The following is an 18,866-nucleotide window of genomic DNA, read 5'->3' on the forward strand; positions in this document are numbered from 1 at the left end:
TATAGGCAATGGCTGAAAATCAATACTACGGCACTGGTCGCCGCAAAAGTTCCGCAGCTCGTGTGTTCATCAAACCGGGCAACGGCAAAATCGTAATCAACCAACGTTCTCTGGAACAGTACTTCGGTCGTGAAACTGCTCGCATGGTAGTTCGTCAGCCGCTGGAACTGGTCGACATGGTTGAGAAACTGGATCTGTACATCACTGTTAAAGGTGGTGGTATCTCTGGTCAGGCTGGTGCGATCCGTCACGGTATCACCCGCGCTCTGATGGAGTACGACGAGTCTCTGCGTTCTGAACTGCGTAAAGCTGGCTTCGTTACTCGTGACGCTCGTCAGGTTGAACGTAAGAAAGTCGGTCTGCGTAAAGCACGTCGTCGTCCGCAGTTCTCCAAACGTTAATGGTTCTCTGCCTCTGGCAGAAGACTCTTGGCGAAAAAACCCGCTTCGGCGGGTTTTTTTATGGATAAAACGGGCGTAATCCCCTGACAACTCCCTCTTTTTCCCCATTTCCGGAATCGACTCACCACAAAGGTCACAAAATCTGGTAAACTATCATCCAATTTTCTGCCCAAATATCGGGTATTGCTCATTTTTTGTTTGCTTTTTGAACGATGATGACCTTTCCGATGTGGGTGACATCACTTCTGGCTGGCCACGCGGTGGCTGGTAGCAGTAAAAATTCTGAATATACCTGGAGGTTTTCATGGCTGTCGCTGCCAACAAACGTTCGGTAATGACGCTGTTTTCTGGTCCTACTGACATCTATAGCCATCAGGTCCGCATTGTGCTGGCTGAGAAAGGTGTGAGTTTTGAGATCGAGCACGTGGAGAAGGACAATCCACCTCAGGATCTGATTGACCTCAACCCGAATCAGAGCGTCCCGACACTGGTGGATCGTGAGCTGACCCTGTGGGAATCTCGCATCATTATGGAATACCTGGATGAGCGTTTCCCTCATCCGCCGCTGATGCCGGTTTACCCGGTCGCACGTGGCGAAAGCCGCCTGTACATGCACCGTATTGAAAAAGACTGGTACACCCTGATGAACGTCATCGTCAACGGGTCTGCCTCGGAAGCGGACGTCGCGCGTAAGCAACTGCGTGAAGAACTGCAGGCGATTGCGCCGGTCTTCGGTCAGAAGCCGTACTTCCTGAGCGATGAATTCAGTCTGGTCGATTGCTACCTGGCGCCGCTGCTGTGGCGTTTACCGATCCTGGGCATTGAGTTCAGCGGTGCGGGCGCGAAAGAGCTGAAAGGCTATATGACCCGCGTCTTTGAACGTGACTCTTTCCTGGCTTCTTTAACCGAAGCTGAACGTGAAATGCGCCTCGGCCGGGGTTAATGCCTATGGATTTGTCACAGCTGACACCACGTCGTCCTTATCTGCTGCGTGCTTTCTATGAGTGGTTGCTCGACAACCAGCTCACGCCGCATCTGGTGGTGGATGTGACGTTGCCTGGCGTGCATGTTCCAATGGAGTATGCGCGCGACGGTCAGATCGTCCTGAATATCGCTCCGCGCGCGGTGGGGAATCTGGAACTGGCCAACGACGAAGTGCGTTTTAATGCGCGTTTTGGCGGCGTACCGCGCCAGGTTTCCGTCCCGCTGGCGGCAGTGCTGGCGATTTATGCGCGTGAAAACGGCGCCGGAACGATGTTTGAACCGGAAGCGGCGTACGACGAAGACGTTGCCAGCCTGAATGATGATGACGCGGCGTCTGGCGCTGAGAGCGAAACCGTCATGTCGGTTATCGACGGCGATAAGCCGGATCGTGATGACGACGACAATCCGGATAACGATCCGCCGCCGCGCGGTGGACGACCAGCGCTTCGCGTGGTGAAGTGATGTCAAACAGGCTCGTCAGAGCCTGTTTTTTTATGCCTGCCGCCCTGTTTCCCCCTTATTTCGATCCTGTGTTAGGATGAAGCTGCTATACATTCCCGTAACGTGCTGATCAGGTCTTATGAAAACATTTGATTCACAAGCTGAAAATTCGTCTGCCCTTATCGGTCGTAGTCTGCGAAAACGTCCGCTGGCGCGGAAAAAGCTCTCTGAGATGGTGGAAGAAGAACTGGAACAAATGATTCGTCGCCGGGAATTTGGCGAGGGCGAACAGCTTCCGTCTGAGCGTGAGCTGATGGCGTTCTTCAACGTGGGACGCCCCTCGGTGCGTGAAGCGCTGGCGGCGCTCAAGCGTAAAGGGCTGGTGCAGATCAACAATGGTGAACGCGCCCGTGTCTCCCGTCCTTCCGCCGACACGATCATCAGCGAATTGTCCGGCATGGCGAAAGATTTCCTCGCCCATCCCGGAGGCATTGCCCACTTCGAACAACTGCGGCTGTTTTTTGAATCGAGTCTGGTGCGCTACGCCGCGGAGCACGCCACTGACGCGCAGATCGATCTACTGGCGAAAGCGTTGGAACTCAACAGCCAGTCGCTGGATGACAACGCGCTGTTTATCCGGTCCGACGTGGATTTTCACCGCGTGCTGGCGGAGATCCCCGGTAATCCGATTTTCATGGCGATCCATGTCGCTTTGCTCGACTGGCTAATCGCCGCGCGTCCAACGGTACCTGATCGCGAGCTCCATGAGCATAATAGCGTTAGCTATCAGCAGCATATCGCGATCGTCGAAGCGATTCGTCAGCGCGATCCTGACGAAGCCGATCGTGCGTTACAAACCCATCTCAATAGCGTCTCCGCCACCTGGCACGCCCTCGGACAACAGTCTCGATCTAAAAAATAACGATCCTTTAGTGAAGCAGATCGCAATATAAGCACGCTGTATTGCACTGCTGCTTATTTGATCTGGTATAACAGGTATAAAGGTATGCAATCAGATAACACTAACAGTGACAGAGGTCGGTATGGCAAAAGAGTTACGAGGCGTAATGCCAGCGTTATTAACCCCTTTCGATTCGCAACAGCAGCTGGATATCGACAGTCTGCGCCGTCTGGTGCGCTTTACTGTCTCGCAGGGCATCGATGGGCTTTATGTGGGTGGGTCGACCGGGGAAGCCTTCGTTCAGAGCGTCGCGGAGAGAGAGCGGGTACTGGAAGTTGTCGCTGAAGAAGCGAAGGGCGACGTCACGCTGATTGCCCATGTGGGAACGGTGAGTACCGCGGAAAGCCAACAGCTCGCCCGGGCGGCGCATCGCTATGGTTTTGACGCCGTCTCCGCGGTGACGCCGTTTTACTATCCGTTTAGTTTTGAGGAGCATTGCGACCACTATCGGGCAATCATTGATTCGGCAGAGGGATTACCCATGGTGGTTTATAACATCCCGGCGCTCAGCGGCGTGAAGCTCAGCCTGGATCAGATCAACACGTTGGTGACGCTACCGGGCGTCGGCGCGCTGAAGCAAACTTCTGGCGATCTGTATCAGATGGAGCAAATCCGTCGCGCGCATCCGGATCTGGTGCTGTACAACGGCTACGATGAGATTTTTGCTTCCGGCCTGCTGGCCGGGGCGGATGGTGGGATCGGCAGCACCTATAACATTATGGGCTGGCGCTACCAGGGCATTGTAAAGGCGCTCAAGGCCGGTGACATTCAGGCTGCGCAACAACTGCAAACCGAGTGTAATCAGGTTATCGATCTGCTGATAAAAACCGGGGTATTCCGTGGGCTGAAAACGGTACTGCACTATATGGACGTGCTGTCCGTCCCGCTGTGCCGTAAGCCGTTTGCCCCGGTAGACGAACGCTATCTACCGGAACTGAAGGCGCTGGCTCAGCAATTGTTGGCAGAGAAGGCGTAACCGTGAAAAGCCGGGGGCGCTTCGCTTGCCCGGCCTGCAAAACATACTCTGTAGGCCGGATAAGGCAACGCCGCCGTCCGGCATAACAGCAAAAATTATCGGGAGAGTGTTATGAGTAAGTGTACCCAAAGCATCCCGTGGTATCGCCATCTCAATCGCGCCCAATGGCGGGCGTTTTCTGCCGCATGGCTGGGATATTTGTTGGATGGTTTTGACTTTGTGTTAATCGCCCTTGTCCTGACCGAAGTACAGAGCGAATTTGGGCTGACGACGGTACAGGCGGCAAGCCTGATTTCGGCGGCCTTTATTTCCCGCTGGTTTGGCGGGCTGATGCTGGGGGCGATGGGCGATCGCTACGGGCGTCGTCTGGCGATGGTCACCAGCATCATTATGTTCTCTGTGGGAACCCTGGCCTGCGGTTTTGCGCCGGGATACACCACCATGTTTATCGCCCGACTGGTGATCGGCATGGGCATGGCGGGGGAATACGGCTCCAGCGCCACGTACGTCATTGAAAGCTGGCCGAAACATCTGCGTAACAAAGCCAGCGGCTTTCTGATTTCCGGTTTCTCCGTCGGTGCGGTGGTTGCCGCACAGGTTTATAGCCTTGTCGTTCCTGTCTGGGGATGGCGTGCACTGTTTTTTATCGGCATTTTGCCAATCGTCTTTGCCCTTTGGCTGCGTAAAAACATTCCGGAAGCCGAAGACTGGAAAGAGAAGCATGAAGGCAAAGCGCCGGTGCGCACGATGGTCGATATTCTCTATCGGGGCGAGCATCGCGTCGTCAACGTATTGATGACGATCGCGGCGGCAACTGCGCTGTGGTTCTGCTTTGCCGGCAACCTGCAAAATGCGGCGATCGTTGCCGTGCTTGGCCTGTTGTGCGCGGTTATCTTTATCAGCTTCATGGTGCAAAGCAGCGGCAAGCGCTGGCCGACAGGGGTGATGCTGATGGTCGTCGTGCTGTTTGCGTTCCTCTATTCATGGCCTATCCAGGCGCTGTTGCCAACGTATCTGAAAACCGAACTGGCGTACGATCCGTCAACCGTTGCGCGCGTGCTGTTCTTTAGCGGCTTTGGCGCGGCGGTCGGCTGCTGCGTGGGCGGTTTCCTCGGCGACTGGCTTGGCACGCGCAAAGCCTATGTCTGCAGTCTGCTGGCCTCGCAAGTATTGATCATTCCGGTGTTTGCGATTGGTGGCACAAACGTTTGGGTGCTCGGTTTGCTACTGTTTTTCCAGCAGATGTTAGGGCAGGGGATCTCCGGGATCTTACCGAAGCTGATCGGTGGTTATTTTGACACCGATCAGCGTGCGGCGGGCCTGGGCTTCACCTACAACGTGGGGGCATTGGGCGGCGCGTTGGCCCCCATCCTCGGCGCGCTTATCGCCCAGCGTCTGGATCTGGGTACCGCGCTGGGATCGCTCTCGTTTAGCCTGACCTTTGTGGTGATCCTGCTGATTGGCCTGGATATGCCGTCCCGCGTGCAGCGCTGGCTGCGCCCGGAAGCATTACGTACGCACGACGCCATTGATGGTAAACCGTTCAGCGGCGCCGTACCGCTCGGCGGCGATAAAAGCGCGTTAGCGAAAGGTAAAAGTTAAGCCATTTACCCGGTCTCGTACCGGGTAACACTCGGAAGGGAAGAAGTATGTCGTTACTTGCTCAACTGGATAAAAGCATCGCCGCAAACGGCGGCCTGATTGTCTCCTGTCAGCCGGTTCCCGGCAGTCCGCTGGATAAGCCGGACATCGTTGCGGCGATGGCGCTGGCGGCGGAGCAGGCGGGGGCGGTCGCCCTGCGTATCGAAGGCATCGACAATGTACGGGCAACGCGCGCTGTGGTGAACGTGCCGATTATCGGCATCCTCAAGCGCGATCTGGACGACTCTCCTGTGCGCATCACTGCGTTTCTGGACGATGTCGATGCGCTGGCGCAGGCCGGGGCGGATATTATTGCGTTTGATGGTACCGATCGCGTGCGACCGGTTCCTGTGGACGCGCTGCTGGCGAGGATCCATCATCATCAGCGTCTGGCGATGGCGGACTGCGCCTCGCGTGAGGACGGACTGGCCTGCCATCAGCGGGGCGCGGATATGATTGGCACCACGCTTTCCGGTTACACGACGCCGGAAACGCCAGAAGAGCCCGATCTGGCGCTGGTCAAAACCCTGAGCGACGCCGGGTGTCGGGTGATTGCCGAAGGGCGCTACAACACGCCAGCGCAGGCCGCGGAGGCGATGCGTCACGGCGCCTGGGCGGTGACGGTGGGGTCTGCGATTACGCGTCTGGAACACATCTGCGGGTGGTACAACGCGGCGCTGAAAAAGGCGGTGCTATGACGACGCTGGCGATTGATATTGGCGGCACCAAACTCGCCGCCGCCCGGGTGGATGAGGATTTACAGATCCGCGAACGAATTGAACGTCCAACGCCCGCCAGTAAAACGCCAGATGCCCTGCGCGAAGCGCTCGCGGAACTGATTGCGCCGCTGCAGGCGCAGGCGCAGCGGGTTGCTGTCGCGTCAACCGGGATAATTCGCGACGGTAGCCTGCTGGCGATTAACCCGCAAAATCTCGGCGGGTTGCTACACTTTCCGCTAGTTGAAACAGTAAAAGCGATCACCGGGTTACCGACCCTGGCGGTCAACGATGCGCAGGCAGCGGCCTGGGCGGAATACCATGCGCTGGCCGATGCGACCCGCGATATGGTGTTTATCACCGTGTCGACCGGTGTGGGCGGCGGGGTGGTGAGCGGCGGCAAACTGCTGACCGGTAGCGGAGGGCTGGCCGGGCATCTCGGACACACCCTGGCGGATCCGAACGGCCCACGGTGCGGCTGCGGTCGGATTGGCTGCGTGGAGGCGATTGCCTCGGGACGCGGCATTGCCGCCGCCGCGCAAGGCGATCTTGCTGGTTGTGACGCCAGAACCCTTTTTGCACGCGCGGCGGAAGGGGATGCGCAGGCGGCACAGCTGGTTACGCGCTCGGCGAAAGTACTGGCGCGGCTGATCGCCGATGTCAAAGCGATCACCGACTGCCAGCGGGTAGTGGTGGGCGGCAGCGTCGGACTGGCGGAAGGTTATCTGACGCAGGTCGGCGATTTTCTGGCCCAACAACCGCCGGTCTATCACGTTGCATTATCCGCCGCGCACTACCGACACGATGCAGGGTTACTGGGCGCAGCGCTGCTGGCTCAAGGAGAACGTCTATGATATTGGGTGAAGTTCGTTCGTTACCGTCCGCAGGTTTGCATCCTGTGCTTCTGGATGCGCTGACGCTCGCGCTGGCGGCAAGGCCGCAGGAAAAAGCGCCTGGTCGCTATGCGCTGCAGAGCGACAATATTTTTATGAATGTGATGGAATTTTTCACGCAGTTGCCGACGGAAAAGAAAGCGGAGCTGCACGAGCAGTATATCGATATCCAGCTGCTGTTAGCGGGGAAAGAGCGCATTCACTTTGGCGTGAACGGCGCGGCGCGACGTTGCGAAGAGATGCATGAAGAAGAGGATTACCAGTTGTGTAGTGAGATCGCAGACGAACAGTCGGTCACCCTGCAACCGGGGATGTTCGCCGTGTTTATGCCGGGAGAGCCGCATAAGCCAGGATGCGTATTTCGGGAGCCAGGCGAAATTAAGAAAGTGGTGGTGAAGGTACGAGCCAGTTTGCTGGCCGTTTAGACCGGATGCATTTACAGGCCGGACAGGGATGACTCCGCTATCCGGCTATATTCTTCAGCACATTACCGCTTAAACGTGACCGCTTCTGGCTGCGTCAGATGCAGCGTTGTCTGGCTGGGAACCGTCTCGGCAATGATCTTTCCGTGGCGGATGGAATAGCGCGCAGGCGTCTGGCGACGAACCGCATCAAAACCATTCTCAGCCGGTAAAATCACCAGGTTCGCCGAATTTCCTACCTTCACGCCGTAATCCTGGAGGTGGAGCGTTTTCGCACTGTGGCTGGTGATCAGATTTAGCCCATCGTTAATCTGTCCGTACCCCATCAGTTGGCAGACGTGTAATCCCATATGCAGCACCTGCAACATGTTTGCGGTGCCCAGCGGATACCACGGATCGAAAACGTCATCATGACCAAAGCAAACGTTGATTTCCGCTTCCAGCATTTCTTTCACCCGCGTCACGCCGCGACGCTTAGGATAGGTGTCGAAACGGCCCTGCAGGTGAATGTTCACCAGCGGATTAGCGACGAAGTTAATGCCCGACATTTTCAGTAAACGGAACAGGCGGGACGCATACGCGCCGTTATAAGAGTGCATCGCCGTGGTATGACTGGCCGTGACGCGTGGGCCCATCCCGTCACGATGCGCCAGCGCGGCGACGGTTTCAACGAAGCGCGACTGCTCATCATCGATTTCGTCACAGTGCACGTCGATCAGCCTGTCGTACTTCTGCGCCAGCGCGAACGTTTTATGCAACGACTCAACGCCATACTCGCGGGTAAATTCAAAGTGGGGGATCGCGCCAATTACGTCCGCGCCCATCCTCACCGCTTCTTCCAGCAATGCCTCGCCGTTGGGGTAAGAAAGAATGCCCTCCTGCGGGAACGCCACGATTTGCAGATCGACCCATGGGGCAACATCCTGCTTCACTTCCAGCATCGCTTTAAGCGCCGTCAGCGTGGGATCGGAGACGTCAACGTGAGTACGGACATGCTGGATACCGTTGGCCATTTGCCACTTCAGCGTCTGCATTGCGCGAGTCTTAACGTCTTCGTGGGTGAGGAGCGCCTTACGCTCTGCCCAGCGTTCAATACCTTCGAATAACGTACCCGACTGGTTCCAGCTCGGTTCACCTGCTGTTTGCGTTGTATCCAGGTGAATATGCGGCTCGACGAAAGGCGGAATCACCAACCCGCCTTCGGCGTCAAGTTGTTGACCTGCAGGCGCTGAGGCGGTTGCCTGTGGTTCAATACGGCTGAATCGTCCGTTTTCAATCGCGATCTGCCATAGCCCTTCTTGCCCCTGCAAGCGGGCCTGACGAATCGTGAGCGTATTATTCTGCATGGGTGGCCTCCGGGGCGTTAGCAAAGGTTCGTCTGGCGAATGGGGTTAACAGGATGTAGCTGAATACGCCGCCGAGGACCGCATTCACCGGCACAATGCCGGGGAGATAGTGCCCGGCTGCCACGCCGAGCGCGACTGACAAGATGGCGACCCAGTTGACCGTCACAAAAGTTGCGTTGTGGAAGTTGGCGTAGCGGCGGCGGTTGATCAGATAATCGGCGATAATCACCCCGCCAACGGGGGGAATCGCTGCCGACAGAAAGGTCAGCCAGCCGACAAAGTTATTGTACAGCCACAGCGCGCAGAGCGTACCGATAATCCCATTTACTACTGACAGCGTGCGGCTGGAGAGCCCGGTAATGTTGGCAAAGCCCAGACCCGATGCGTAGAGCGCGTTGTCATTGGTCGTCCAGATGTTCAGGCCAAGAACGATAATGGCGGGCAGTAGCAGGCCCTGAGCAATCATAACGTCAGAGATATCAGCCTGACCCACCGCGGCGGCGCCTGCGGCACCGAAAATAAACATCAGCGAGTTGCCAAGGAAAAACGCCACCATCGCGACCAGTACGGCGCCTTTCGCGTTGCGGCCAAAGCGGACGAAATCGGCGGTGAGCGTCCCGGCGCTGATGAACGAGCCGACGACCAGCGCCAGCGCGCCTGAAAAATTGAGCGGTGTCTGCGGCACGATCGCTTTTAAGTGATCCAGACCGCCCACGCCGTCCACTGCCAGCCACACGGAGTAGCTGCCGAGGATGACAATCGCCGGAACGGCGATGATCGATAACACCGTCAGCGCCGATATGCCAAAGAAAATGGTCATGGTCATCAGCAGGCCGGAAACCGCGATGAGGATATTGACGTCAATTCCCGTAGCTTTACTCACCGGGATTGCGAACATGGCCACGCCAACCCCAAACCAGCCTACCTGCGTCCCGCCTAATAGCAGGGAGGGAAGCCATGAGCCTTTCACACCAAATGAGTAGCGGGCGAGGAGGTGGGTCGAAAGGCCAGTTTTGGCGCCAATGTAACCGAGAAAAGCGGTGTAAATACCGAGGAGAAGATTACCGAAGAGAACTGCCAGGAAGAAATCATGATAGGAAAGACCGGTGCCGAGCGTGCCGCCGGTCCACATACTGGCGGAAAAAAACGTCAATCCCAACATTACAAACGTTAATGGAATGACACCTTTCCGCGCCGTCAGTGGGACGGGTCCCTGGCTATAATTGTTATCTTGCGACACAACGCCTCCTTGAATTTTGGTCAAAAAATCCGCCGCATAATATACATTTTTCTGGTGAATGCAAACGTTTCCGTCCGGATTTACATACGTTGCGGGGGCACCGCGAGACCAGCGTGGGGAGAGTAACGTTGCCGCCGGACAGTATCCGGAGGTGTCCGTGTAAAATGTCGTTAATGGCCCTGGTACAATCGGAAGGTGTCCGCAATATTGTTGCCAATTACTTTTTTATTTTCACATTTGCGGCAATCATGACTTTGAATTAATAACCTCGTAACAAATTAAAACATCATCATTATCTTTTTATTTTATTCGGTGATCGGGTATGACGCCCGTTTTATCTCTGCGACGTTATTCCGTGCAATCATGCCAGAAGCATCGCGTTAGTCGTATTAATATAAAATTTATCACCATTAATATTTATGGTGTTAATTTGAAAAACAGCAATGATCAATAAGGGTGATACGCGAACCCCGGGAACAATGATTTCTTTACTTAAGCGAACTTTAAGTTAAATTGAATTAATGTGATAGTCATATATCAGATTTATTTTTTGTGCAGGGTTTGAGCACTGGTTGATGCTATTTTAATCTTTTCATGCATCTCTTTTATGGGGATTTCCTTAAATTAAGAAAACAGATCTTTAGTAAGTTATCTACCATTAAAAGTGGTTTGTTTGGGGGTTTTTATGGGTAATAATGCGTGGCGAAAATAAAATTTAGTTATTTTCAGTACGCATTGTACATTTTGCTGAATTCTAAAATGAAAATCAACAAAAATAATCTTATCTGAGTGAAGAGTATGCACTCTGCATCGGCTTCGATGTTTTTATTGGAGACGCGTGTTAATCATACTCATCTTATTTTAAATGTTTAAAGGATTAAGAATGAAAACTGTAGTGAAAACAATCGCTGCTTCGGCAATGATTATGGGGTTCGCGTCTTTCGCTAATGCGGCGGGTACGAATATGGGTAACGTAACATTTACCGGTACGATTGAAGATTCTCCATGTTCGATTGCGGTGGGCGACGAGCATCAGACCGTTAACCTGGGACATATTGGCACCGGTTCTCTGTTGAAAGGCGGTCAGTCTTCCGCAGTTGATTTCCATATCAAACTGGAAAATTGTGCGTTCACTACCGAGAAAACCATGTCGACGACATTCTCAGCGGCGGGTAATGAATCCACAACGAGCGCAGGCAATATCGCCTTAATGGGCGCGAACGGTGAAATGGCAGGATCAAGTATCGTTTTGGCAACTTATAAAGGCGCACAGATTAAGCTGGATGAAGCTGATAGCCAGCCTCTGGCTGTCGATGCCAGCGGCGTAGGGCTGGCTGATCAGACGCTGAACTTCAAAGCATGGGTAAAAGGGGACGACGCGGCAACGTCGATCGATACTGGTGAATTTAACAGTGTCGTGAACTTCGCAGTGAGCTACCTGTAAGGTATGCCATTCTCTACGGCAGTCGTGCCGTAGAGAAACCAATCAAGATAATTTTATTCGCCATCCATCAGATCGTCTGAGGGTTTATTTCGCTTGCTATCATTAAATTATCAGGGATAGATATCTGATGAGCCGTTATTCATCATTTCGCTCGCATGCGCTAACGTTTCTCGTCGGTATGGCGTTAATTGGCGATCTGGGAAATAGCTTCGCCGAAGATGCTATTCAGTTTAATACTCAGTTTCTCGACGTTAAGGATGGTTCGAAATTCGATCTCAACCGCTTTTCCCGCAAAGGGTACGTCATGCCGGGCAAATACACATTACAGGTGATGGTAAATCAGAGCCAGATTGCCCAGGAACGCATCGTAAATTATATAACAGCGCAGGCTGATAACACGGTTACTTTTCCCTGTTTACCCCCTGAATTGATTGCGCAATTTGGATTAAAAACAGATGTTCTCGACAAATTACGCTGGATAAATTCAGGCGCCTGCCTGATGCCTAATCAACTCGATGGCGTCGAATTTCAAACGGATTTAAGTAAGTCGACTCTGGTGGTTATAATCCCGCAAGCCTATCTCCAATATTCAGATAAAGACTGGGACCCGCCATCGCGCTGGGATGAAGGTATTCCCGGAATATTCATCGACTACAATATTAATAGCCAGTGGCAGCACCCTGAGCATTCAAAAGGTGACGAATATGACGTCAGCGGGAATGGTACGCTGGGGGCAAACCTGGGGTCGTGGCGTTTGCGCGCCGACTGGCAGGCCAATTACTGGCATCAGGATGCGGACGATCGGGAAAATGACGAGGTTTCTGCTCATTCTGACCGTAACTGGGACTGGAGCCGCTATTACGCCTATCGTGCTATTCCGTCCCTGGGGGCGCAGCTGAAATTTGGCGAAGATTCGCTAACGTCAGATATCTTTGACAGCTTTCGTTATATCGGTGGCAGTCTGAATACCGACGATCAGATGCTGCCGCCGAATCTGCGAGGCTACGCGCCGGATATTTCCGGCGTCGCCCGAACGCACGCCAGGGTCACCGTTACTCAGCAAGGACGGGTGATCCATGAAACGCAGGTACCGGCGGGTCCGTTTCGCATTCAGGATCTCAACGAGGCCGTCTCCGGCGACCTTCACGTACGTATTGAAGAACAGAACGGTCAGGTGCAGGAGTATGACGTCAGCACCGCGTCTGTCCCTTATCTGACACGACCTGGACAGGTGCGTTATAAAGTGGCGATCGGCCGCCCGCAGGACTGGGATCGTCATTTGCAGGGTTCGCTGTTCAGCGTCGGGGAGGCGTCCTGGGGGGTGGCGAACGGCTGGTCATTGTACAGCGGCGGGATTGGCGAAAAAGATTACCAGGCGCTGGCGATCGGCGTCGGGCGGGATATGGCGGTTCTGGGGGCGCTGTCGATCGACCTGACCCATTCGCGAGCGCGTATGCCTGAAGGCAGCGTTTATGGCGAGGGAATCATCCACGGGAACGCCTTTCGGGCCAGCTATGCTAAAGATTTTGACGCGTTGAAAAGTCGTCTGACCTTCGCGGGTTTTCGTTTCTCGGAAGAGAACTATATGACGATGGATGACTATCTGGATGCTCAGTATGCGGATGAGGATCGGATGCGCAGCGGCCATGATAAAGAGATGTATACGCTGACGTACAGTCAGAACTTTGCCGAGATTAACGTCAACGCCTATCTGAATTTTACTCACCGGACCTACTGGAACCGACCGGACGAAGACAGCTATAACCTGACGGTTTCCCACTATTTCAACGTTGGCGACATGCGCAATGTCAGCTTATCGATCAATGGTTATCGCAACGACTATGACACTGATACCGACGATGGGGTTTTCGTCTCGCTGAGCGTCCCCTGGGGAAGCGACCGCACGCTAAGTTATAACGGCTCCTTCAGCGACGGCAATAACAGCAATCAGGTGGGGTATTACGAGCGCATCGACGATCGTAATAACGTCCAAATCAACGCAGGTCACAGCAACGACGGTGCGACGATGGACGGCTACTATCGCTATGCCGCTAATTTTGCCGATGTGGATGCCAGCGTGAATTATCAGGAAGGGGAATACCTTTCCGGCGGGCTCTCCTTACAGGGAGGAGCAACGTTAACGCCGTACGGAGGCGCATTTCACCGTACTGGCGTGAATGGCGGTACCCGATTATTGGTTAACGTTGACAGTCAGGCGGATATTCCGGTCAGTGGCTACGATACGCCGGTGTACACCAATGGTTTTGGTAAAGCGGTGCTCACCGATGTCAACGATTACTACCGCAATCAAATCCGTATCGATCTGACGGAATTACCCGAAAATGCCGAAGTGATTAATTCAGTAGCGCAGGCGACGCTAACCGAAGGGGCAATAGGCTACCGTCATATGGACGTGATCAGCGGCGAAAAAGCGATGGCGGTTATCAGGTTGCAGAACGGTGATTATCCCCCTTTTGGCGCAGAGGTTCGCAACGAGCATCTCCAGCAGGTGGGCATTGTTGACGGCGACGGCAGCGTCTATTTGATTGGCGTCAACGCGGCAGAGCGGATGCAGGTTATCTGGGACGGACTGCCACAATGTGAAATCGTGCTGCCGACGCCGTTGCCGAAAGCGTTATACAGCGGGCTGCTGCTTCCCTGCCGGAGCGAGGGGGCTGTCATGAAAGAGCCGGCTCTCGACCTGTTCTCCCGATGACACAGCAGAAAACCCGGTTAGCGCCTTCCGTAAAACCGGAAGCGCTTTTAACCCGAAACTGATCACAAAGGATTTATTTTATGAAAGGACATCTTCTGACCATGTTGGTGAGCTGCGCAATGGGCACAATCGGCGCGGCGCAGGCGGCCGTATCCCCGGACCGCACGCGACTGGTATTCAAAGGGGATGATAAATCCATCAGCGTGGATTTAAAAAATGCCAGCGAGAAAATGCCTTACCTTGCTCAGTCGTGGATCGAAGACGAAAAGGGCGTGCGGATCAGCTCGCCGCTGACCGTCGTACCGCCGGTGCAGCGCATTGAAGCGAAAAGTATCGGCCAGGCCAGGATTCAGGGAATGCCGGGTTTAGCTGCGCTGCCCCAGGACAGAGAAAGCTTATTTTTCTACAACGTACGTGAGATCCCGCCCAAAAGCGATGCGCCCAACACGCTGCAAATTGCGCTGCAAACGCGGATCAAGCTGTTCTATCGCCCCGTGTCGCTAGCGAAAGTCGATCCCATGAATCCCTGGCAGTATGACGTGGTGCTGGAGAAAAAAGGGGGTCAGTATCAGGTGAATAACACCACGGGTTATTACGTCATAGTGAGCGATGCCAGTCGCGACGTGGACGGCGAGACGGCGAAAGGGTTTACGCCAATGGTGATTGCACCGCAGACCAGCCAGATGATGGTCGCCGGTATCGCCGAATTGGGTAACACGCCGGTACTTACTTACGTGAATGATTATGGCGCCCGCTTGCCGCTGATTTTTAACTGCTCAGCAGAGAAATGCACAGTCAATAAAGAGAAGAGCAGAAAATCGTGAATGTCTTCAGCAGGAAGAACGTGGCGCGTATAGGGGCGGCGGCGTTAACGTTATTCATTTGCGCAGGAATAGCCCCGGCTAATGCGAAAAGTAAAACGGTCAATATGAAATTGATCGTGCTGGTGAACGCGGCTCCGCCCTGCACCGTCACGGGCGGGTCGGTCACGTTTGGCGACGTGCTGACGACCGAAGTGGGGAAGGCGGAGTATATCCAGCCGGTTAAGTACTCATTGAACTGCAACGGAAGGGTATCCGATTACCTGAAATTGCAGATCCAGGGCGCACCCGTGACGATAAACGGTGAGTCGGTGTTAAAGACCAGCGCCAGCGGGTTGGGTATTCGTATCCAGATGGCCAGCGACGGAACGCTGGTCCCCCTTGATAACAGCAACTGGCTGAATTTTACCTACGCTTCCACGTCCGGCATACCGCTGGAGGCCGCGCTGGTTAAGGCGAGCGGTAGCGAACTTCAGGCACAAGAATTCAGCGCGGCCGCAACGTTAGTGGTGGATTATCAATGAAAAAAATACTCCTGGGTTTCCTGCTAAGCAGTTTTACGCTGTCGGCGGCGGAAAACCTGCAATTCAGCGGGACGCTGATCGCGCCACCCACATGCACCGTTAACAATGAAGAGACAATAGAGATCGGCTTCGGTGATGTCGCCATTGAGAAGATCGATGGCGTCAACTATACGACGCTGATTGGACTTTATGTTTATTGCAACTATCCCGGCAGGAACCACCAAATGACGTTAACCATCGGTGGGGCGATCAGCGATTTTAATCCTGCGGCAATTGAAACAGATGTTGATGGTCTGGGTGTCGAAATCAAACAGAATGGTAAACCCTTCCCCATTAATGATGTGCTGTCGGTTGAGGAACTGACTTTCCCGTTGCTGGAAGCGGTGCCGGTGAAAAAGAGCGGGGCAAGCTTAAAGGACGGTTCCTTTGAGGCATGGGCAACGATAAAGGTGGAGTATCAATGAGCGTCGTGAAAGATGCGCTCTGCTTGCTGGCGCTGTGGGGAATGTTGGGACAGACGGTGAACGCAGAGACGAAAATTCATTTTACCGGTCGGTTGCTGTCATCGCCCTGCTCGCTGGTGGTCAATGGCAATACGCTTACAGAAGTCCTTTTTCCCTCATTGAGCGCGCCAGAGCTGGCTACCCGCGGGAGATCGAAGCCTGTCGCATTCAGCTTACAGCTTAAAGACTGCAATACGGTGACAAGCAAGTCTGTTTCCGTGCGTTTTTCCGGAATGGAAGTCAGCGGCATGAGCGGCTTTCTGGCGCTGGAAGGGGGCGCCGACGCCAGCGGCATTGGCATCGGCATTGAGACTGAAGACGGCGCACAGGTGAAGATCAACGGCGCTTCAGGAAATGAATTTATGCTGAGCGATGGGCTGAATACATTGAATTTTAATGCCTGGATTCAGGCGGTGGAAGGCCAGGAGATAACGCCGGGAACCTTCAGTGCGACAACTCTCGTTGCTTTTGAGTACTTATAACGATGAAAAAATTTATCTGCATCAGCGTATTTTTTCTTTGCTTACCCTTATTTTCCCCTTCCGCGACTGCGGCCGGGGATAAGTTGGCGAACTCAAAATTTAATAGTGAAACGATCTACTACGGGCGTAATCGGACAATCAATAGTGGACCGACGACGCTAAATGTTACTGTTGCCACGCCTCAGGGGGTTGCCTATGGGGCTTATCAAATTCCCTATGTGTCACATAAAGGCTCGGTCATTGCGGCAACATCCTGGTCGGGCACGGGAAAGGCGCCCGTCCTGACGATAGTCGATTTTGCATCGGCATCGAACTCAAACTGTCCCGGCATAGATACCTCTAAATGGCAATGTGGTCAACTCGTCGTCAGCGTTGAGGTTGAATCGGATAACTTTGGCTGTCCATGGATAGCGGCAATATCGGCGACATCAACAATGCGAGCGAATGGCAACTTTTATACGGGGCCAGTGACCCGCGACTCGGTATGCCCGACGGTACCGGTGGACACATTTGATATTTCCTGGGATCCCAACATCGTAAAGCACGAGACCGTTCTCGCTGTTGATGCTACAGGCGGGACGGTGACCTCCTCGCTGCAAACCTATTTAATGGAGAGCGGTTCGCTATGCGATAAAAGCAAGTATGATTCGCGCGGCGCGTACTGCCGTTTTGTGGGGACAGGAGTGACGTTGAGTGTATTGGGATGCGATGACAATCATGTCCAAAGCAGAGCCTCGCCCTTTGCGCTAACAGATAAAGCCTTGCACGATATTACTGTTTCGGTGAACACCAAAAATATAGGCACGGGAATGGTAAAAGCAACCTGTAATTTCCAGTATATTCTTGAACAGCTATAAGACGTTTTTCGCTGTACAGGCTTGCAGATAGCCCCCATCCCTGACTTATCTTCCGGATGGGGGCGGTGGTGTTTAAACCTCCAGGTAGTTCATGATCCCGTCAGCCGCTTTACGGCCTTCGGCAATGGCGGTGACCACCAGATCTGAACCGCGTACGATGTCGCCACCGGCGAAGATTTTCGGATTGCTGGTCTGGAACGCGTTATCGCTGCTTTCCGGAGCGATAATACGGCCCTGTGAGTCCAGCTCGACGCTGTGCGCTTTCAACCATTCCATGCTGTGCGGACGGAAACCAAACGCCATCACGACGGCGTCAGCCGGGACCACGTGTTCTGAACCGGCGACGATCTCCGCGCGACGACGGCCTTTCGCATCCGGCGCGCCCATTTCGGTGCGCGCCATTTTCACGCCGCACACCTTGCCGTTGGCGTTGACTTCAATACCCAGCGGCTGCACGTTGAACTGAAACTCGACGCCTTCTTCACGCGCGTTTTTCACTTCGCGTTTTGAACCCGGCATGTTTTCTTCGTCGCGGCGATAGGCGCAGGTGACGTGCGTCGCGCCCTGACGAACAGAGGTACGCACACAGTCCATCGCCGTATCGCCACCGCCCAGCACGACCACGCGCTTGCCTTCCATACTGATGAACGGCGCGTCGGTGGTTTCGCCAAAGCCCATGATCTGCCTGGTGTTGGCGATCAGGAACGGCAGCGCGTCAAACACGCCATCGGCGTCTTCGTTTTCCAGCCCGCCGCGCATGGACTGATAAGTGCCGACGCCGAGGAACACCGCATCGTAATCCTTCAGCAGGTCGTCGAGCTGTATGTCACGACCCACTTCCACGTTGAGTTTGAACTCAATGCCCATGCCGGTGAAGATTTCGCGGCGACGGGTCATCACCTCTTTTTCCAGCTTAAACGCCGGGATGCCGAAGGTCAGCAGGCCGCCGATCTCCGGATGACGATCAAAGACCACCGCCTTTACGCCGTTGCGGGTCAGCACGTCGGCGCAGGCCAGCCCGGCAGGACCGGCGCCGATAATCGCCACGCGTTTGTCGGTCTGACGTACCCCGGTCATATCCGGACGCCAGCCCATCTCGAACGCTTTGTCGTTGATATAGCGCTCGATATTGCCGATAGTCACCGCGCCAAACTCGTCGTTCAGCGTACAGGATCCTTCGCACAGGCGATCCTGAGGGCAGACGCGACCGCACACTTCCGGCAGGGTGTTGGTCTGGTGAGACAGCTCGGCGGCCTCGAAAATACGCCCTTCGTTGGCCAGTTTCAGCCAGTTCGGGATGTAGTTATGTACCGGACACTTCCACTCGCAGTACGGGTTGCCGCAGGACAGGCAGCGGTCTGCCTGTGCTTTGGCCTGACCTTCAGAAAACGGCTCGTAGATTTCGACGAACTCGATTTTGCGAATTTTCAGCGGCTTCTTCGGCGGATCAACGCGCTGCAGGTCGATAAATTGATATACGTTTTGACTCATGACCAGA

The 18,866-nt window shown here is 54.5% G+C and carries 18 protein-coding genes and 1 pseudogene; 16 read left to right on the top strand and 3 right to left on the bottom strand.

The features are described 5' to 3' along the window. Positions 1 to 8: 8 nt before the first annotated feature. The 9 genes from rpsI (at position 9) to nanQ (ending at position 7,438) form a co-directional block, all read left to right on the top strand. Complete coding sequence (rpsI, locus tag OGY07_RS02135; protein ID WP_000829818.1) at positions 9 to 401, top strand: 30S ribosomal protein S9; 393 nt, start codon at positions 9 to 11, stop codon at positions 399 to 401. Between the two features lie 304 nt (positions 402 to 705). Next, on the top strand, positions 706 to 1,344 hold the full coding sequence (gene sspA, locus OGY07_RS02140) for a stringent starvation protein SspA (RefSeq protein WP_042291949.1): 639 nt from the start codon (positions 706 to 708) through the stop codon (positions 1,342 to 1,344). Between the two features lie 5 nt (positions 1,345 to 1,349). Further along, entirely contained in the window at positions 1,350 to 1,847 is a 498-nt protein-coding gene (gene sspB / locus OGY07_RS02145; protein ID WP_042291947.1) for a ClpXP protease specificity-enhancing factor, read from the top strand. A 118-nt stretch (positions 1,848 to 1,965) separates the two neighbouring features. Next, a complete protein-coding gene (nanR, locus tag OGY07_RS02150) occupies positions 1,966 to 2,748 on the top strand; it encodes a transcriptional regulator NanR (RefSeq protein WP_042291946.1) in 783 nt (260 codons plus the stop codon). A 121-nt stretch (positions 2,749 to 2,869) separates the two neighbouring features. Continuing rightward, positions 2,870 to 3,763, top strand: a complete 894-nt coding sequence (nanA, locus tag OGY07_RS02155; protein WP_042291944.1) for an N-acetylneuraminate lyase — start codon at positions 2,870 to 2,872, stop codon at positions 3,761 to 3,763. Positions 3,764 to 3,874: 111 nt separating this feature from the next. Continuing rightward, the gene (locus tag OGY07_RS02160) at positions 3,875 to 5,365 is read left to right on the top strand and encodes an MFS transporter (protein ID WP_042291941.1); all 1,491 of its coding nucleotides are present in this window, start codon (positions 3,875 to 3,877) and stop codon (positions 5,363 to 5,365) included. A 47-nt stretch (positions 5,366 to 5,412) separates the two neighbouring features. After that, positions 5,413 to 6,102, top strand: a complete 690-nt coding sequence (locus OGY07_RS02165) for an N-acetylmannosamine-6-phosphate 2-epimerase (protein WP_042291938.1) — start codon at positions 5,413 to 5,415, stop codon at positions 6,100 to 6,102. Then, the gene (gene nanK / locus OGY07_RS02170) at positions 6,099 to 6,974 is read left to right on the top strand and encodes an N-acetylmannosamine kinase (RefSeq protein WP_181822472.1); all 876 of its coding nucleotides are present in this window, start codon (positions 6,099 to 6,101) and stop codon (positions 6,972 to 6,974) included. The genes OGY07_RS02165 and nanK overlap by 4 nt, the downstream gene beginning before the upstream one ends. Beyond that, positions 6,971 to 7,438: an N-acetylneuraminate anomerase gene (nanQ, locus tag OGY07_RS02175; protein WP_042291934.1), complete on the top strand. Its 468-nt coding sequence runs from the start codon at positions 6,971 to 6,973 to the stop codon at positions 7,436 to 7,438. The genes nanK and nanQ overlap by 4 nt, the downstream gene beginning before the upstream one ends. Positions 7,439 to 7,500: 62 nt before the next feature. On the opposite strand, the gene OGY07_RS02180 is transcribed toward nanQ, so the two are convergent. Together OGY07_RS02180 and codB are read right to left on the bottom strand one after the other, a co-directional pair. Next, entirely contained in the window at positions 7,501 to 8,781 is a 1,281-nt protein-coding gene (locus OGY07_RS02180) for a cytosine deaminase (protein ID WP_286598404.1), read from the bottom strand. Next, the gene (codB, locus tag OGY07_RS02185) at positions 8,771 to 10,021 is read right to left on the bottom strand and encodes a cytosine permease (RefSeq protein ID WP_042291930.1); all 1,251 of its coding nucleotides are present in this window, start codon (positions 10,019 to 10,021) and stop codon (positions 8,771 to 8,773) included. Before codB ends, OGY07_RS02180 begins: the two co-directional genes overlap by 11 nt. Before the next feature lie 883 nt (positions 10,022 to 10,904). Between codB and OGY07_RS02190 the strand changes: the two genes are divergently transcribed. The 7 genes and pseudogenes from OGY07_RS02190 to OGY07_RS02220 all read left to right on the top strand — a co-directional run bounded on the left by OGY07_RS02190 (position 10,905) and on the right by OGY07_RS02220 (position 17,368). Continuing rightward, complete coding sequence (locus OGY07_RS02190; RefSeq protein ID WP_060571052.1) at positions 10,905 to 11,465, top strand: fimbrial protein; 561 nt, start codon at positions 10,905 to 10,907, stop codon at positions 11,463 to 11,465. Between the two features lie 127 nt (positions 11,466 to 11,592). Continuing rightward, a pseudogene (locus tag OGY07_RS02195) lies at positions 11,593 to 14,243 on the top strand (outer membrane usher protein). A gap of 18 nt (positions 14,244 to 14,261) precedes the next feature. Further along, entirely contained in the window at positions 14,262 to 15,005 is a 744-nt protein-coding gene (locus OGY07_RS02200; protein WP_286598406.1) for a fimbria/pilus periplasmic chaperone, read from the top strand. Between the two features lie 104 nt (positions 15,006 to 15,109). Next, entirely contained in the window at positions 15,110 to 15,526 is a 417-nt protein-coding gene (locus OGY07_RS02205; RefSeq protein WP_352486387.1) for a fimbrial protein, read from the top strand. Further along, positions 15,523 to 15,990: a fimbrial protein gene (locus OGY07_RS02210; RefSeq protein WP_060571054.1), complete on the top strand. Its 468-nt coding sequence runs from the start codon at positions 15,523 to 15,525 to the stop codon at positions 15,988 to 15,990. The genes OGY07_RS02205 and OGY07_RS02210 overlap by 4 nt, the downstream gene beginning before the upstream one ends. After that, complete coding sequence (locus OGY07_RS02215; RefSeq protein ID WP_060571055.1) at positions 15,987 to 16,511, top strand: fimbrial protein; 525 nt, start codon at positions 15,987 to 15,989, stop codon at positions 16,509 to 16,511. Before OGY07_RS02210 ends, OGY07_RS02215 begins: the two co-directional genes overlap by 4 nt. 2 nt (positions 16,512 to 16,513) lie before the next feature. Next, positions 16,514 to 17,368 carry a StfH/YfcO family fimbrial adhesin gene (locus OGY07_RS02220; protein ID WP_286598411.1) on the top strand — a complete coding sequence of 285 codons (855 nt, stop codon included), beginning with the start codon at positions 16,514 to 16,516 and terminating at the stop codon, positions 17,366 to 17,368. Positions 17,369 to 17,440: 72 nt separating this feature from the next. Here OGY07_RS02220 and gltD read toward each other — a convergent pair whose 3' ends face one another. Continuing rightward, positions 17,441 to 18,859, bottom strand: a complete 1,419-nt coding sequence (gene gltD, locus OGY07_RS02225; RefSeq protein ID WP_060571057.1) for a glutamate synthase subunit GltD — start codon at positions 18,857 to 18,859, stop codon at positions 17,441 to 17,443. Positions 18,860 to 18,866: the final 7 nt, after the last annotated feature.

It is taken from the genome of Citrobacter sp. Cs237 (assembly GCF_030332325.1).
Taxonomy (GTDB): domain Bacteria; phylum Pseudomonadota; class Gammaproteobacteria; order Enterobacterales; family Enterobacteriaceae; genus Citrobacter_A; species Citrobacter_A sedlakii.

Coding starts and splice junctions, on each gene's coding strand:
- nanR (WP_042291946.1), top strand. CDS start 1,966: ATGAAAACATTTGATTCACAAGCTGAAAATTCGTCTGCCCTTATCGGT.
- OGY07_RS02200 (WP_286598406.1), top strand. CDS start 14,262: ATGAAAGGACATCTTCTGACCATGTTGGTGAGCTGCGCAATGGGCACA.
- rpsI (WP_000829818.1), top strand. CDS start 9: ATGGCTGAAAATCAATACTACGGCACTGGTCGCCGCAAAAGTTCCGCA.
- OGY07_RS02215 (WP_060571055.1), top strand. CDS start 15,987: ATGAGCGTCGTGAAAGATGCGCTCTGCTTGCTGGCGCTGTGGGGAATG.
- OGY07_RS02190 (WP_060571052.1), top strand. CDS start 10,905: ATGAAAACTGTAGTGAAAACAATCGCTGCTTCGGCAATGATTATGGGG.
- nanA (WP_042291944.1), top strand. CDS start 2,870: ATGGCAAAAGAGTTACGAGGCGTAATGCCAGCGTTATTAACCCCTTTC.
- OGY07_RS02220 (WP_286598411.1), top strand. CDS start 16,514: ATGAAAAAATTTATCTGCATCAGCGTATTTTTTCTTTGCTTACCCTTA.
- sspB (WP_042291947.1), top strand. CDS start 1,350: ATGGATTTGTCACAGCTGACACCACGTCGTCCTTATCTGCTGCGTGCT.
- nanK (WP_181822472.1), top strand. CDS start 6,099: ATGACGACGCTGGCGATTGATATTGGCGGCACCAAACTCGCCGCCGCC.
- OGY07_RS02205 (WP_352486387.1), top strand. CDS start 15,110: ATGAAATTGATCGTGCTGGTGAACGCGGCTCCGCCCTGCACCGTCACG.
- OGY07_RS02160 (WP_042291941.1), top strand. CDS start 3,875: ATGAGTAAGTGTACCCAAAGCATCCCGTGGTATCGCCATCTCAATCGC.
- OGY07_RS02165 (WP_042291938.1), top strand. CDS start 5,413: ATGTCGTTACTTGCTCAACTGGATAAAAGCATCGCCGCAAACGGCGGC.
- nanQ (WP_042291934.1), top strand. CDS start 6,971: ATGATATTGGGTGAAGTTCGTTCGTTACCGTCCGCAGGTTTGCATCCT.
- OGY07_RS02180 (WP_286598404.1), bottom strand. CDS start 8,781: ATGCAGAATAATACGCTCACGATTCGTCAGGCCCGCTTGCAGGGGCAA.
- sspA (WP_042291949.1), top strand. CDS start 706: ATGGCTGTCGCTGCCAACAAACGTTCGGTAATGACGCTGTTTTCTGGT.
- OGY07_RS02210 (WP_060571054.1), top strand. CDS start 15,523: ATGAAAAAAATACTCCTGGGTTTCCTGCTAAGCAGTTTTACGCTGTCG.
- gltD (WP_060571057.1), bottom strand. CDS start 18,859: ATGAGTCAAAACGTATATCAATTTATCGACCTGCAGCGCGTTGATCCG.